A 15,304-nucleotide genomic window follows, 5' to 3' on the forward strand; every position below is an offset into this window, starting at 1 on the left:
CGGTTCCTCATGGCAGTTGGGCGACGAGGGCGGTGGAATTCGAGACGGCGCCGAAGACGCCGCCCTGCATCTTGATCATCTTGATCGCCGCCAGATGGTTGCCGTAGTCGGTCGCCCCGCAGCAATCCTCCAGCATCACGCATTCGAAGCCGCGATCATTGGCCTCGCGCATGGTGGTGTGCACGCACACATCGGTGGTGATGCCGGTGAGCACGATGTTCTCGATGCCGCGCTGGTTGAGGATCAATTCGAGGTCGGTGGCGCAGAACGAGCCCTTGCCCGGTTTGTCGATGATCGGCTCGCCCTCGGCCGGGTAGAGGTCGGGGATGATGTCCCAGCCCGGCTCGCCGCGCACCAGGATCCGTCCGCATGGCCCCGGATCGCCGATGCCGGCATTGATGCGGCGCGAGCGCCAACGCTTGTTGGCCGGCAGGTCGGCGAGGTCGGGCCGATGGCCCTCGCGCGTGTGGATGATGGTGTAGCCCTTCGCCCGCATGGCGGCGAGCACAGATTTGATCGGCTCGATCGGCGCCCTGACCAGCGAAAGGTCATAGCCCATATGGTCGACATAGCCGCCAGGCCCGCAGAAATCGGTCTGCATGTCGATGATGATCAGCGCCGTGTTGTCCGGCCGCAGATCGCCATTGTAGGGCCAGGGATAGGGATCGGCGTCGATGTAGCGCTGGGTGATCTCGGCTCTGGCGTTCATGGCAAAAACTCCGGTCTCGCGAGCGGCACGTGGTGCGCGGTCATTTGGTGATCGACAGTTCGCCTGGAGCGCCGGCGAGCGTGCGGCTCGGTGACGAGGTGGCGATCATGATGATGAGGGTGAGGATGTAGGGCGCGGCGTAGAAGAGGTAGTAGCCCTGGGTGACGCCCACCGACTGCAGCGCCGGGCCGAGCGCGCCGGCGCCACCGAACAGAAGTGCCGCGGCAAAGCAGCCGAGCGGGTTCCAGCGGGCGAAGATGACCAGCGCCACCGCCATCAGTCCCTGGCCCGACGAGATGCGCTCGGTCCAGCTGCCGGGATAATAGAGCGACAGATAGGCGCCGCCGATACCGGCTAGCGCACCGCCGGCGCCGGTGGCCAGCAGGCGCACCGTGTTGGGGTCGAGGCCCATGGCGCGCGCGGCATCGGCGCTGTCGCCGACCACGCGCACGATCAGGCCGATGCGCGTGTTGCGGAACGCCCACCAGAGGAAAGCCGCGAGCGCGGCACCGACAAGAAACAGCACGTTGACGTTGAGCGCCGCCTGCACCTGAGGGATGTCGGACCAAGCGCCGAAGGGGATCGCCGGCAGATCTGGTGCGGAAGGCTGGATGAACGGCTTGCCGAAGAAGAAGGCGAGACCGGTGCCGAACAGCATCAGGGCGATGCCGATGGCGATATCGTTGACCTTCGGGAACTTGCAGATCCAGCCATGGAAGAGGCCGAAGCAGAGGCCGGCGACCGCTGCGGCCAAAAGGCCGAGCCATGGCGAGCCGGTCATCACCGCCATCGCATAGGCGCTCATGGCGCCGAACACCAGCGTGCCTTCGAGGCCGAGATTGATGCGGCCCGAGCGTTCGGTGATGGCCTCGCCGAGCGAGACGAAGATGAAGGGGGTGGACACGCGGATGGCGCCGCCCAGCATGGCGAGCGGCACGCCCCAGAGGCCGATGTCGGTGGCTTCCATCAGACAGTCCCCTTCAAGGAATCGGGCCTCTGCCAGAGGTCGGGGTTGAAGAGCTTGAAGCGGCCGTAGAAGGTCTCGCTGAACAGGATGACGATGAACAGTATGCCCTGCAGCACCAGAACGGTCGCGTCGGGCAGGTCCATGCGGCGCTGGATCAGCCCGCCGGACGCGTCGATGCCGCCAAGCAGGAAGGCGACGGGGATGATGGCAAGCGGATTGTGGCGGGCGAGGAAAGCGACGAGGATGCCGGTATAGCCGTAGCCGGCAGCCAGCGAGCCGTTGGCGCTGCCCTGCACGGCCGCTATCTCGAGCATGCCGGCAAGGCCGGCGAAGCCGCCCGCCAGCGCGGTGAAGCCGACGATCAGCGGACCGACGGCAAGCCCCTGCACCTGCGCCGCCCTGACATTGCCGCCGGCGATGCGGGCGGCGAAGCCCCAGCGAGTCTTCTCGATCAGCAGCCAGGAGAGCACGCAGGCGAGGATGCCGACGACGAGGCCCCAGTGCACTTCCATGCCCGGGATGTTGCCGACGCGGTAGATATCGGCCAGCGGCTGGGTCGAGGGTTTGTTGAGCGAGGCCGGGTCGCGCAGCGGCCCTTCCACCAGATAGTTCATCAGTGCGATGGCGATATAGGCCATCAGCAGGCTGGAGATGGTCTCGTTGACGGCGCGGTAGTGACGCAGCGCGCCGACGGCACCTATCCAGATGCCGCCGGCGGCCACGCCCCCCACGCCCATGAGGAGGATGACGAGAAAAGACGGCGCGCCGTTCAGCGCCACGCCGATGGCGGCCGCGGCGACGCCGCCGAGCACGATCGCGCCCTCGCCGCCGATGACGACTAGGCCAAGGCGCGCCGGCAGCGCCACGCAGAGTGCCGCTAGCAAGAGCGGCGCGCCGCGCGACAGCGAATTCTGGATCGAGAACCAGGAGCCGAAGCCGCCCCGCCACATTGTCTCGTAGAGCTGGACCGGCGATTTGCCGACCATCGCGATGAACAGGCTGAACAGCAGCATGCCGGCGACCAGCGCGGCGAGCGGAATGACGAAGGCCTCTGCCCGCCTGGCGATCCATTCGAGCGCCGTCCGGTATCCCCTCGCATCGAGGATGGCCCGCACGTCCGTACTGCTTACCGCCTCCGTCATCGCCTCGTCTCCCTTGGCCCGCTCAGGCCGTCGAGCCGACGACGCCCTCGACGAGATAGTCCATGCTTTCGAGCTCGATGGCGGTCTCGACGAAGGCCTGGCCTTCCGTCGCGACGACGGCGCCCTTGTTGCTCTTCAGCGGTCCCTTTATGACCGAGAAGCCGCCCTTCATCATTTCGGCCAGCGTGGCGTCGAACTGCTTGCGCGCGGCTTCGCTGACGGCGGGCCCGAGCGGACTCATCTTGACGAAGCCGTCGGCCAGCCCGCCGCGCGTGAAATTGGGCAGCGGCTTGCCGGCGACGAGGTCGTCGACGAACATCTTGTAGACCTTGGCCCAGTTCCACTCCGCCCCGGTCAGATATTTTTCCGGCGCCAGCGGACTTTGGTTGGCGTGGTAACCGCAGACGAAGGCGCCACGGCCGGCGGCCGTCTCGACCACCACCTTGGGACTGTCGACGTGGCAGGTGACGACGTCGGCGCCCTGGTCGATCAGCGCGTTGGTCGCCTCGGCCTCCTTGAACGCCAGCGACCATTCTCCAGTGAAGATCACCTGGCAGGTGATCGCCGGATCGACCGAGCGCGCGCCGAGCAGGAAGGAGTTGATGTTGAGCAGCACCTGCGGGATCGGCTTGGCGGCGACGAAGCCGAGTTTCTTCGACTTGGTGGTGTGTCCGGCGACGACGCCGTTCAGGTATTGACCCATGCCGATATAGCCGAAATAGGAGCCGGCGTTCATCGGATGCTTTTCCTTGTTCCACATGCCGCCGCAATGGCGGAACTGCACGTCGGGGAACTTGGCGCACATGGCCAGCATATGCGGATCGAAATAGCCGAACGAAGTCGGGAAGATCAGCGAGGCGCCGTCGAGATTGATCATCGATTCCATCGTCTTCTGGACGTCGACCGTCTCGGGAACGTTCTCTTCCTCGACGAGGGAAATGCCTGCGATACCCTTCAACGAGGCGGCGCCTTCGGCATGCGCCTGGTTGTAGCCATAGTCGTCCTTCGGACCGACATAGATGAAGCCGACGGTGGCGGAGGCGGCGCGCGCCGCGCGGATCGGAAAGGTTGCCGAGGCCAGACCGAGCGCCGCTCCGACGGCGGAGGTCTTGAGCAGGTCGCGGCGGCTAAGCATGAATCTCTCGGTCATTTCGAATGCTCCCCTTTCTTGGACCCGGCGCGGGTCGGTTAACGTTTCGTCAAGAAAGTGCATGCAATCGCTATGCCAGTTCCGCAGCGATATTTTCTGTAATAAAATCAATAGATGAATTTAGCGGGTCTGCATAAAAGCAAGGCAAGTGCATGCACTTTTTGCCTGAAAAACGATCAATTTGACATGGAGGTTAAAATCTAGGCATACAGAGATGCGACTTGAGTCGAAACCAGCCTGCGGGCCATCCAAGCCGCGGCTCCAGACATAGAAACGGGACGGGAGGAGGCGTGTCGGGAAAGCGCTTGGTCAGGTCGGGCACGACCGTGGATCAGATGGTGAGGGCGATCGCGGACCGCATCGTCACCGGCTATCTGCGCCCCGGCGAAAGGCTCGACGAGATCTCGCTCGCCGCCCGTTTCGACGTCTCGCGCACGCCCGTCCGAGAGGCGCTAGGCCACTTGAGCGCGATGGGGCTGGTCGAAAGACGGCCCAACCGGGGCGCCATCGTCGCGGTGATCACGCAGGAACATCTCGCTTCGATGTTCGAAAGCATGGCCGAGCTGGAAGCGATCTGCGCGCGCTTCTCGGCCGAGCGAATGACCGCCGCCGAGCGCCGCTCGCTGGAGATGGAGCATCAGGCATCGGCGCGGCTCGTGCAGCTCGGCGCCGAGGAGGACTACGAGTATTTCAACACCGAGTTCCACAGCCGGCTCTATCGCGGCGCCCACAACACGCATATCCACGATTTGACCGTGGCGACCCGCAGCCGGCTGGCGCCGTTCCGGCGCGCGCAGTTCATGCTGCCGGGCCGGCTGGCCAAGTCCTGGCAGGAGCATGATGTGATCGTTACCGCGATTATGCGCGGCGATGCGGCGGCTGCCGGCAAGGCCGCCCGAGATCATGTATCAATCGTCAGCGAGGCGAGCGCGGTGTTCGCGGCCGTCGACCCGATGGAACCGAAGGTCAGCCGATCCGCGCGTCGATGATCTCGACGAAGCGCGCGAAGAGGCCGGCCTGCGACTTGATCTTGAGCTTGCGGTAGATGTTGCGGCGGTGGACCTTGACGGTCCCGGGCACGATCCTGAGCGCCCTGGCGATCGATTCCGTGGAGTGGCCCTGGAGCACGAGGTCGACGACCTGCTTTTCGCGCGAGGTCAGCGACAGGCTCTTCCAGATATGGGCGCGATCCAATTCATTGGCCGTCGCAACGGTCTCGCCCGGCGGCGGGACCGCGACCTCGTCGGCGGGCAAAGCCGGCCAGCGCAGTCGGCAGAAGCCGACCACCGCCGGCGCCATGTCGCGCAGCAGCCTGGCGTCGGCGGTTCCGAATGGCCCCGATGCGCGCAGCCGCATCAGCGACAGCACCAGCGCATCCTTGCCGGCCAGCGGCACGAAGAAGCCGACCTCCTCGGCGAGCCGGGTCTGGCTGTAATAGGAGCGGTAGTATTCGCTGGCATAGAAGCGGTCTGGTGCCAACTCGCGCATGCGCCAGAACCCCTCCTTGCGCTCGACCGCGGCGTGATGGAAGGGGTCGAGCAGATAAGGCCCTTCCTGATAGAGCGCGACAAAGATGTGGCTTTCGGCCGGCGAGAAAGTTTCGAACAGCAACGGCGGTCGCGAGGCGCCGCGATAGCCGAAGATCACGCAATGGTCGAAGCGGACATGCCCGCGCAGCCAGCCGACGATCGCCTCGCCGAAATGGCCGCCGCCGGTCTCGCGCGTCGCGGCGATGACGGCAGCTAAAGCGTTGTAGTCGTCACTGCGGGAGGTGGCCAATTCGTACCCCTCTGAACGATAAAATCGGCTAAATATACCACCTGCGAGGTATATACTAGCTGCCATTGGCTCTGCTAGCGTCACGACATTGCCTCACGCTGTCGCTGGAGCCCGTGGCTTGACTGCAGTGCCCGATATCGAGTTTCGCGCGGTCACCAAGCGCTACGGCGCCGTCACGGCGGTCAGCGGCATAGACCTTGCCATCCCGCCTTCCGCTTTCGTCGCGCTGCTCGGTCCGTCCGGCTGCGGCAAGACGACGTGCCTGCGCATGATCGGCGGCTTCGAGCAGCCGAGCGAGGGCCAGGTGCTGATCCGCGGCCGCGACATGGCCGGAACGCCGCCCTACCGGCGCCCGGTCAACATGGTGTTTCAGCAGTATGCGCTGTTTCCGCATCTCGATGTCGAGGACAACATCTCCTACGGCTTGCGCCAGGCAAGGCCGCGCTTGTCGTCGCGCGAGATATCCTCAAAGGCAGGCGAGGCGCTGGCGATGGTGCAACTCGCCGGTTACGGACGCCGCAAGATCCACGAGCTTTCCGGCGGCCAGCAGCAGCGCGTCGCGCTCGCCCGGGCGCTGGTCAACAAGCCGGCGGTGCTGCTTCTCGACGAGCCGCTGGCGGCGCTCGACAAGAAACTGCGTACCGACATGCAGATCGAGCTGCAGAACCTGCAGCGCGAGATCGGCATCACCTTCGTGCTGGTCACCCACGACCAGGAAGAGGCGCTGTCGATGAGCGACTTCGTCTGCGTCATGAATGGCGGCCGCGTCGTCCAGATCGGGCAGCCGAGCGAGATCTATGACGAGCCGGCCGACCTGTTCGTCGCCGACTTCGTCGGCAAGACCAATCTCTTGAGCGGCAAGGTGGCCGGGCTCTCCGGCGACCTCGTCGACGTCGCGCTTGCCGACGGCACGGTGATTTCCGCGCGCAAGCGGGCGCCGCTTAGCCGGGGCGAGGCGGTATCCGTCAGTTTGCGACCGGAATCGCTCAGCCTCTCGGCGTTGGGAGGCGGCAGCCTGAAGGGCGTCGTCCGCAACCGGATTTTTCTGGGCTCGACAGCCGAATACGCGATCGAGGTCCAGGGCATCGGATCACTGCTTGCCAAGGCCGATCACGCGATCGGCCAGGGCAACCTTTTCAAGCCTGGCGAACCCGTCGCCATCGGCTTTGCCGTCGGAGCGCCACTGGCGTTTCCGCAACCCAAGAACAACGGGACCAACCAGAGGGAAGACCAACATGTCGAAATCCTATCGTGACGGACTGCCGATAAGCCCTGAAAAATTCGTCGATCAATTGATGCGCCTGAAGCGCGGCTCGATCAGCCGTCGCGACTTCCTCGGCCTTACCGGCCTTGGCTTCGCGACCGCGGTGATGGCGCGCGAGCTCGGCATCATGCCGACGCCGGCCTTTGCCGAGAACCTCGGCGACCGCATGTCGATCGCCACCTGGCCGAACTACCACGACCCTCAGACCTTCGAGAATTTCAAGGCCGAGACGGGTGTGGCCGTCGAGGTCAACGTCTTCGGATCGAACGAGGAGATGCTGGCCAAGTTGCAGGCCGGCGGCTCGGGCTGGAGCCTGTTCGTGCCGACCAACTATACCATCTCGACCTACAAGAAGCTCGGCATCATCGAGCCGCTGGACATGGCCAAGCTCGGCAATTTCGACGGCACCAAGGAAGACGCGCGCTTCACCGCGGAAGGTACGATCGACGGCACGATCTACGCCGTGCCGAAGAACTGGGGCACGACCGGCTTCGCCGTCAACACAAAGAAGCTTACGAAGCCGATGTCGAGCTGGAAGGAGTTCTGGGATACGGCGATGACCGAGGCCGACGGCCGCACCATGGTGCACGACTATCAGCTCACCACCATCGGCAACGCGCTGAAATATTACGGCTATTCCTTCAACTCGCTGAAGCAGGACGAGCTCGCCAAGGCCGAGGAATTGCTGCTCAAGGTCAAGCCGCATCTGTTCGCCGTGTCGAGCGACTACCAGCCGTCGATGCGCTCGGGCGATGCCTGGATGACGATGTGCTGGACCAATGACGGCGCGCAGCTTCACCGCGACATCCCCGAGATCGCCTATGTGCTCGGCAAGGAAGGCGGCGAGATCTGGACCGACTTCTACGCCATCCCGAAGGACGCGCCGAACAAGCCGGCCGGCTATGCGCTGCTCAACTACTTGATGAACCCGAAGGTCGCGGTGAAGGAGCATCTGGCCAACGGCGCGCCCTCGACCGACGCGCGGGTCAACGCGCTGCTGCCGAAAGAGGTGCTCGACAATCCGATCCTCTATCCGGCCGCCGATCTTTTGAAGCCGCTTGAGTTCGGCGCCGCGGCGACGCTTACCGATCCGGGCCGCGCCGAACTGATGGCGCGCTTCAAGGCCGCGTGAGGCAAGGGACCAACCCCGGTCAAGTTCTTACCGCCGGCGGGCAAATGTCCGCCGGTCCCGATGCGGCTTTCTCGATGCGCGGCAGTCTCTTTCGCAAGAATTTCCTGACGGCGCTGCTGCTCGCTCCGGCGACGCTGTGGCTTGTCGTGTTCCTGGTCCTGCCCTTCGTGGCCATCGCCATCTTCAGCGTCGGCGAGCGGGCGCCCGAGGGCGGCTATCAGGCCGCGCTGACCTTCGCGCAATACGCCAACCTGCCGGCGCGGGCGACCGCGTTCTGGAACACCATGGTGCTGGCCCCGGTCGGCGCGCTCGCCTGCCTCATCGTCGCTTACCCGGTCGCTTATTATCTGGCGCTGCGGGCGCCGCAACGCTGGCGGCTGATCCTGCTCGCGCTGATCGTCATCCCGTTCTGGACCAGCCTGCTGATGCGCACCTATGCCTGGATGTACATCCTCGGCGGGCGCGGCATTCCGGCACTGCTCGCCTATGTCGGCATCGAGGATCTCAGGCTGATCAACACGCCGGGCGCGGTGCTGCTCGGCATCGTCTACGGCTATCTACCGCTGATGATCCTGCCGATCTATGTCAGCCTGGAGCGGCTCGACCGCCGGCTGCTGGAGGCGTCCGCCGATCTCGGCGCGACGCCGTTGTCGACCTTCCTCGGTGTGACGCTCAGGCTGTCGCTGCCCGGCGTGATGACCGGCTTCTCGCTGGTGATGATCCTTTTGCTCGGCGAATACCTGATCCCGACGCTGCTCGGCGGCGGCAAGGTATTCTTCATCGGCAACGCGCTGGTCGACCTGTTCCTGCAATCGCGTAACTGGCCGTTCGGATCGGCGATCGCGATCACTTTGGTGCTGGTCTCGGTCGTGGTGCTGATCGTCGCCAACCGCATCTCGACCCGGCTTTCGGGCGCCCGCCGGGTGGACCTGATCTGATGCGCGCCTTCGTCGTTGCCGTCTTTATCTTCCTCTATCTGCCGATCGCGCTGGTGGTGTTGTTCTCCTTCAATGCCGGCCATCATGCCAGCGAGTTCACCGGCTTCTCGTTGCAATGGTATGGCAAGGCGCTGTCCAATCCGTTCCTGGTCGAAGCGCTTAAGAACAGCCTGTTCATCGCCACCATCAGCGCCCTGCTCGCGGCGGTCTGCGGAACCGCCGCTGCGCTCGGGCTGCAGCGCGTCGGCGTGCGGACGCGAGCGCTCTTCGATGCGCTGCTGGGCGCCGCCATCGTCGTTCCGGGCGTGGTCATCGGCATCTCGACGCTGGTGGCGCTGGTGCAGCTCTTCGCCGTCGTCAATCCGTTCCTCGCTTCGCTGTGGCCAACCGACCAGCCGCCGCGCCTTGCGCTCGGCTACGGCTCGATCATCGCCGCGCACGGCCTGTTCTCGATGGCGCTGGTGACGATGATCGTCGGCACCCGGCTCGGCAGCCTCGACCGCAACCTGGTCGAGGCATCGAGCGATCTTTACGCTACGCCGCTGACGACGTTCCGCTCGATCGTGCTGCCGCAGATCATGCCGGCGGTGATCGCGGGCTTCCTGCTCGCCTTCACCTTCTCCTTCGACGACTTCATCGTCGCCTTCTTCGTCGCCGGCGCGCAGACGACGCTGCCGATCTACGTCTTCGCCTCGATCCGGCGCGGCGTGACGCCGGAGATCAACGCCATCGCCACGATCGTGCTCGCCGCGTCGGTCCTGCTGGTCCTGCTCGCGCAATGGCAGCTCGGCCGACGAAAACCATCGCCTTGAAAGACAAGCCCATGATTTTGAAAGATCGCATCGCCGTGGTGACGGGCGCGGGGTCGGGCATCGGGCGCGCCGGCGCCATGATCATGGCGAGAGAAGGGGCGGTCGTGGTGATCGCCGACCGCGACCCGGCAGCCGGCGAAGCCACGGCGTCCGATATCCGCGAAGCCGGCGGCCGCGCCGAGGCGGTTGCCACCGATGTCGGCGACGACACGGCGGTCGAGGACCTCATCGCCGGAACGCTCGGCACGCACGGCCGGATCGACATTCTGCACAGCCATGCCGGCATCCAGGTCGGCGGCACGCTGACCGAAGTGAGCACCGACGGCATGGATGCCTCTTGGCGGATCAATGTGCGGGCGCAGTTCCTCGCGGCCAAGACCGTGATGCCGGCGATGATCGCGCAGGGCGGTGGCGTCATCCTCAACACCGCGTCGAATTCCGGCGTCTTCTACGATCGCGAGATGATCGCTTATGCCACGTCCAAGCATGCGGTGGTGGCGATGACCCGGCAGATGTCGCTCGACTACGCAAGACACAATGTGCGCATCAACGCGCTCTGCCCGGGCTGGGTCGACACGCCGTTCAACAAGCCGTTCATCGCCCAGATGGGCGGACGCGATGCGATCGAAAACTATGTCCGCACCAAAATTCCGATGGGGCGCTGGGCGAGCGCGGAAGAGATTGCCGAAGCCATTCTGTTTCTCGTCTCCGACCGCTCGTCCTTCATGACCGGCCAGGCTCTGGTCGTCGACGGCGGCGAGAGCATCGGCTGAGCATTCCTGGCGAAGCTCTCACCGGTCGGCGGGATTGCCGAACGCCGGATCGCGGCGCCGCGAATAGGCGTCGATGCGCGGCAGATCGTCGGAAAATTCCAACCAGGGCAGCCGCAGGCGCCAATAGGCGTGGGCGCATGGCCGAAACCTCCCCGGATGATCGAGAAAACCGATGGTGACATAGAGCTCGTCCCTCAGCCCTTCGTCGCGGTAGGTGATCGAGGTGCCGCATTTTTCGCAGAAGGTGCGAACGATGCCTCGGGTCTTCGAGAATTCCCGGGGCTGGCCGCGGGTCAGCCGGAACTGGCGCGGGCGGTAACCGACCCAGATGGTCATGGGACTTCCGATCGCCCGGCGGCAATCGTCATCATGGTCGAAGCAGATCCAGAAAGGATCGCCTTGCATCTCCGCGGCGACCGCACCGCAAAAACATGCCCCCGTTTCGATCCTGCTTTCCATCCTGTCGCTCCCGGTCGTGTTGAAGATCGTTCTGTTCGGGAACATCAAACGCGGCATCCGGTTCCTTACGGCCATTCGACGCTAATACGAGGCCTTGTTTCGAGGGCCGGGCTTGCGCTGGGAGCGACGATCGGTCAAACCATGGGGCCAGGTTCCTTGACGAGGCTTGCCGTGCAAGTGGCAAAAAGGCTCTCCCGCTCTCGGCCGCTTTCAATTTCGGCCGCAAGAATCCGTGCTTCGGCGGGTTGTCACTGATCATGCGCTGCTGCCGGCACGAGAACCTGCAACGCGCGGAGGAGACCAAGGTCGGCTCGCATGTCGTTCGCGACGGCTGGACCGAAGGAGTAGCAGGAACGCTCATTCCGGCCTCTCGGCCGGCCATCAGGCGGGCGTCCGTCATTCAAATAACGCACAGCTTATTTAACGCTCAAACCGAAACGGACGTGCCCGCCGAAGCGACTTCTCCTTCGTACGGACATGACCGATGCCTGACAAACAAGACCTTTCACTCTCCAGCCGCGCCGATCCGCAAAGCTGGCTGACCACGCACGGAATAAACGAGGTCGAGTGCCTCGTGCCCGACGTCAACGGCGTGCTGCGCGGCAAGGCCTTGCCGGCAGCGAAGTTCCTCAAGTCGCTCGAGGACCGGGCGCTTTACCTGCCGAGCAGCGCCTTCCTGGTCGCCATCGACGGCCGCTACTCCGGCTCCATCGACGAGGGCTTTGCCTATCAAGACCCCGACATGCGCATGGTGCTCGACCTTTCCACGCTCTGTCTTGTGCCCGGCGGCGGGGCCGGCAAGGCCTATGTTTTTGCCGATACGTTCCACATGGACGACCGGCCCTGGATGGCTTCGCCGCGCCATGTGTTGCGGGCCGTGCTCGATCTCTACCGCCAGCGTGGCTGGCGCGCGGTGATGGCGCCGGAGCTCGAATTCTACCTCACGGCGCCAAACCCAGATCCGGATCAGCCGCTGACCGCGCCGGTCGGACGCAACGGCAGGCCGGAAAGCGTGCAGCATCCCTACGACATGCAGGCGCTGGAGGAATTCGAAACGGTGACGCGGCGCCTCTACGACCACGCCGCCGTCGCCGGCCTGCCGCTCGACACGCTGATCCACGAGTCCGGCACGGCGCAGCTCGAGATCAATTTCCTGCACGGCGATCCGCTGGCACTGGCCGACAAGGTGCTCTTGTTCAAGCGCATGGCGCGGCAGGCGGCGCAGGCGAGCGGCATGCACGCCACCTTCATGGCGAAGCCGATCGCGGCGCAGGCCGGCAGCTCGATGCATCTGCACATGTCGATCGTCGACGAAAGCGGCGAGCCATTGTTCGCCGGCAAAGACGGCGAGGACAGCGCGATGTTCGCGCAGTTCATCGGCGGCCTGCAGAAATACATCCCTGAAATCATGCCGCTGTTTGCACCCAACGTGAACTCGTATCGCCGCATCCGGCCTGGTCACAGCGCGCCGGCCAACATCGAATGGTCGCATGACAACCGCTCCTGCGGCCTGCGCGTGCCGATGGGCGGGCGGGCGGCTCGGCGGGTCGAGAACCGGCTTCCCGGCGCCGACGCCAATCCATATCTCGCCATGGCCGGTTCGCTGATCGCCGGCTATCTCGGCATCGAGGAGAAGCTCGACCGCTCGCCGGAAGCTTTTGGCAATGCCTATCGAAGCCAGAGCACGCTGCCGAAAACCATGGAGGAAGCGCTCGACCGCTTCGCCGCCTGCGAGCCGGTGCGGGCGCTGCTCGGTGAGGATTTCTTCCAGACCTATCTGCGCGTGAAGAGCGTCGAGCTCGATCTGTTCCAGACCGTGGTGACGTCGTGGGAACGCGACCATCTGCTGCTCAAGGTGTGACCATGGCTCGTTCGACAGGTTTCAATTCCGGTCTCGATATCGGCAAATCCTACTATGTCGCCACCGCCAATCCGGCGCCGGACCATCAGCCACTCATCGGCGACGCCGAGGCTGACCTCGTAGTGGTCGGCGGCGGCTGCACGGGGCTTTCGGCGGCACTTCACGCGGCCGAACGCGGCCTGAAAGTGGTGCTGCTCGAGGGCGGCAAGATCGGCTGGGGCGCCTCCGGTCGCAATGGCGGCCAGATGATTCCCGGCTTGCGCAAGGGCGCCAAGGGGCTGGTCAAGGCGTTCGGGCCGGAACGGGCGAAGGCGCTGTTCGACCTCGCCTTCGAGGCACGCGGGCTGGTGCTCGACATCATCGACCGCCACGGCATCGAGTGCGACCTGCGCCTGACCGGCCACCTGGTCGGTGCTGTCAACGGCTCGGATATCCGCGACTTCGAGGAAGAAGCGGAGTGCCTCGCCAAGGTGATGAACTTTACCGACGTCGAGATCCTGTCGGCGGCGCAGGCGCGGCAGATGGTGGACACGCCCTATCAGGGCGCGGTCTTCGAGAGGCTCGGCGGTCACATGCATCCGCTGAACTACACGCTGGGGCTGGCGCGCGCCGCAGTCGGCGCCGGCGTCACAATCCACGAGAACTCGGTCGCCGTCCGACTGGAGCGCGAGCCGTCCATCCGCGTCTTCACCGACAAAGGCTCGGTTCGCGCGCGTCATGTCGTGCTAGCCGGAGATGCGCTGCTGGAAGGGCTCGAGCCGCGCGTCAACAGCCGCATCATGCCAATCGGCAACTACATCGTCGCCACCGAGCCCTTGGGCAAGCGCAACGTCATCCCGTCCAATGTCGCGGTGTCGGACACGCTCTTCGTCGTCAACTATTACCGCATGTCGGCGGACGGCCGGCTGCTGTTCGGCGGCGGCGAGCGCTACACGCCTTCGCCGCCGGCCGACATTGCCGGTTTCGTGCGCCCGCATATGGAAAAGATCTTCCCGCAGCTCAGAGGCTGCCGGATCGATCACGCGTGGGGCGGGCTGGTGTCGGTGACGACGTCACGCCTGCCGCATGTCGGGCACTACGGCGAGGTCTATTTCGCGCACGGTTATTCCGGCAAGGGCGCCATCCTGTCGACGCTGTCGGGCAAATTGCTCGCGGAAGCGATCACGGGGGACGCCTCGCGGCTCGATCTGTTCTCGACGCTGACGCCGCTGCCGTTTCCGGGCGGCACGGCGCTGCGTGGGCCGCTCTATGTGCTCGGCATGCTGTGGTATGCCATGCGCGATCGGCTGAGACATTAGGGTCTGTTGATATTCAGGTGAGGCCGGCCTGCAAATGGTGGTTTCCTGCGCTTCCGGTGCTCACGTACTTTGAGTACGCTCCGCTCCGGTTCTCGGAAGCCATCATTTTCGGCTCGGCCTGACCTCAAACTCAACAGACCCTGGGCTGGCTTTCCCTTTCCCGGCGTGGCTAATGTCCTGAGGCCGGGAACGAAATCCCGGGAAGGAAGAGCGATGAATATCGAGCCCGGACGGCTGACGAAGAAGGAGCGACATGAGCTGATCCTGTCGGAAGTCCGGCGCTCGGCGTCGATCCGCATCTCGAAGCTCGCTCGGCGCATCGGCGTCGCCGGCGAGACCATCCGCCGCGATCTCATCGAGCTCGGCGAAGCGGGGCTCATCAACCGCACCTATGGCGGTGCGACAATCTCGCTGATGACGTCGGAGCCGGTGATCGCCGAACGCGGCCTCACCTTGGTCGAGGAGCGCGCCCGCATCGGGCGCGGTGCCGCGGGCCTGGTCGAGAACGGCCGCATCGTGATGATCGATGGCGGATCGACGACCTACGAGGTCGCGCGCAGCCTTTCCCAATTGCGGCGAGATCTCACCCTCATCACCAACTCGGTCGGCATCGCATCGGTTGCCGGCGCCAACCAGAGCTTCCGTGTCATCCTCTGCCCGGGCACCTATGACGGGCGCGAGGCTGCCGTGCTTGGTGAGGACACGGTCGAATTCGTGCGCCGCTACAATGCCGATGTGGCGATAATCGGCGCATCGGCCGTCAACGCCGAGGGGCCGAGCGACATGGTTTCGGGCGCGGCCGCCGTGAAGCGCGCGATGATGGCCAGATCCTTGTCGACGACGCTGGTCGTCACCAACGACAAATTCGGCCGCAGCAGCCTGGAACGCGTCTGCGCGCTGAGCGATATTTCCGACATCGTCACCGACAACGAGCCGGTGGCGGAACTGCGCGCGGCCATCGACGAAGCGGGCACGGAGCTGCACGTCTTTGCCGGCGGCTGATGGACAATCGGACAGACG

General features: G+C 64.9%; 15 protein-coding genes. 9 read left to right on the top strand and 6 right to left on the bottom strand.

The window, feature by feature from the left end; genetic code table 11:
- Positions 1–7: 7 nt before the first annotated feature.
- From P9236_RS06335 to P9236_RS06350, 4 genes are read right to left on the bottom strand one after another with little or no spacing between them, the layout of a single operon-like run.
- Entirely contained in the window at positions 8–709 is a 702-nt protein-coding gene (locus P9236_RS06335) for an isochorismatase family cysteine hydrolase (protein ID WP_278073747.1), read from the bottom strand.
- 40 nt (positions 710–749) lie between these two features.
- A complete protein-coding gene (locus tag P9236_RS06340; RefSeq protein WP_278073748.1) occupies positions 750–1,676 on the bottom strand; it encodes an ABC transporter permease in 927 nt (308 codons plus the stop codon).
- Positions 1,676–2,818: an ABC transporter permease gene (locus P9236_RS06345; protein WP_278073749.1), complete on the bottom strand. Its 1,143-nt coding sequence runs from the start codon at positions 2,816–2,818 to the stop codon at positions 1,676–1,678. The genes P9236_RS06340 and P9236_RS06345 overlap by 1 nt, the downstream gene beginning before the upstream one ends.
- Positions 2,819–2,840: 22 nt before the next feature.
- Positions 2,841–3,968 (bottom strand): BMP family ABC transporter substrate-binding protein, encoded by a 1,128-nt coding sequence (locus P9236_RS06350; protein WP_278073750.1) that lies wholly within the window; start codon positions 3,966–3,968, stop codon positions 2,841–2,843.
- Positions 3,969–4,303: 335 nt separating this feature from the next.
- Between P9236_RS06350 and P9236_RS06355 the strand changes: the two genes are divergently transcribed.
- Complete coding sequence (locus P9236_RS06355; protein WP_278073944.1) at positions 4,304–4,957, top strand: GntR family transcriptional regulator; 654 nt, start codon at positions 4,304–4,306, stop codon at positions 4,955–4,957.
- On the opposite strand, the gene P9236_RS06360 is transcribed toward P9236_RS06355, so the two are convergent.
- Positions 4,935–5,747 (bottom strand): LuxR C-terminal-related transcriptional regulator, encoded by an 813-nt coding sequence (locus tag P9236_RS06360; protein ID WP_278073751.1) that lies wholly within the window; start codon positions 5,745–5,747, stop codon positions 4,935–4,937. The genes P9236_RS06355 and P9236_RS06360 overlap by 23 nt on opposite strands.
- Before the next feature lie 118 nt (positions 5,748–5,865).
- On the opposite strand from P9236_RS06360, the gene P9236_RS06365 reads away from it, so the two are divergent.
- Genes P9236_RS06365 through P9236_RS06385 form a run of 5 tightly spaced genes read left to right on the top strand, consistent with a single transcriptional unit; the run spans position 5,866 to position 10,666 of the window.
- On the top strand, positions 5,866–7,002 hold the full coding sequence (locus P9236_RS06365; RefSeq protein ID WP_278073752.1) for an ABC transporter ATP-binding protein: 1,137 nt from the start codon (positions 5,866–5,868) through the stop codon (positions 7,000–7,002).
- Positions 6,983–8,143: a spermidine/putrescine ABC transporter substrate-binding protein gene (locus P9236_RS06370; protein WP_278073753.1), complete on the top strand. Its 1,161-nt coding sequence runs from the start codon at positions 6,983–6,985 to the stop codon at positions 8,141–8,143. Before P9236_RS06365 ends, P9236_RS06370 begins: the two co-directional genes overlap by 20 nt.
- 44 nt (positions 8,144–8,187) lie before the next feature.
- Positions 8,188–9,081, top strand: coding sequence for an ABC transporter permease (locus P9236_RS06375; RefSeq protein ID WP_278073754.1), 894 nt, complete (start codon positions 8,188–8,190; stop codon positions 9,079–9,081).
- The gene (locus tag P9236_RS06380) at positions 9,081–9,893 is read left to right on the top strand and encodes an ABC transporter permease (protein WP_278073755.1); all 813 of its coding nucleotides are present in this window, start codon (positions 9,081–9,083) and stop codon (positions 9,891–9,893) included. The genes P9236_RS06375 and P9236_RS06380 overlap by 1 nt, the downstream gene beginning before the upstream one ends.
- 11 nt (positions 9,894–9,904) lie before the next feature.
- Positions 9,905–10,666, top strand: coding sequence for a glucose 1-dehydrogenase (locus tag P9236_RS06385; RefSeq protein WP_278073756.1), 762 nt, complete (start codon positions 9,905–9,907; stop codon positions 10,664–10,666).
- An 18-nt stretch (positions 10,667–10,684) separates the two neighbouring features.
- Here P9236_RS06385 and P9236_RS06390 read toward each other — a convergent pair whose 3' ends face one another.
- On the bottom strand, positions 10,685–11,200 hold the full coding sequence (locus tag P9236_RS06390; protein ID WP_347405169.1) for a GFA family protein: 516 nt from the start codon (positions 11,198–11,200) through the stop codon (positions 10,685–10,687).
- A 409-nt stretch (positions 11,201–11,609) separates the two neighbouring features.
- Between P9236_RS06390 and P9236_RS06395 the strand changes: the two genes are divergently transcribed.
- The 3 genes from P9236_RS06395 to P9236_RS06405 all read left to right on the top strand — a co-directional run bounded on the left by P9236_RS06395 (position 11,610) and on the right by P9236_RS06405 (position 15,286).
- Positions 11,610–12,986 carry a glutamine synthetase family protein gene (locus P9236_RS06395; RefSeq protein ID WP_278073757.1) on the top strand — a complete coding sequence of 459 codons (1,377 nt, stop codon included), beginning with the start codon at positions 11,610–11,612 and terminating at the stop codon, positions 12,984–12,986.
- Between the two features lie 2 nt (positions 12,987–12,988).
- Complete coding sequence (locus P9236_RS06400; protein ID WP_278073758.1) at positions 12,989–14,284, top strand: FAD-binding oxidoreductase; 1,296 nt, start codon at positions 12,989–12,991, stop codon at positions 14,282–14,284.
- A 213-nt stretch (positions 14,285–14,497) separates the two neighbouring features.
- Entirely contained in the window at positions 14,498–15,286 is a 789-nt protein-coding gene (locus tag P9236_RS06405) for a DeoR/GlpR family DNA-binding transcription regulator (RefSeq protein ID WP_278073759.1), read from the top strand.
- Positions 15,287–15,304: the final 18 nt, after the last annotated feature.

Source organism: Mesorhizobium sp. WSM4884, assembly GCF_029625675.1.
In the GTDB taxonomy this organism is placed as follows: domain Bacteria; phylum Pseudomonadota; class Alphaproteobacteria; order Rhizobiales; family Rhizobiaceae; genus Mesorhizobium.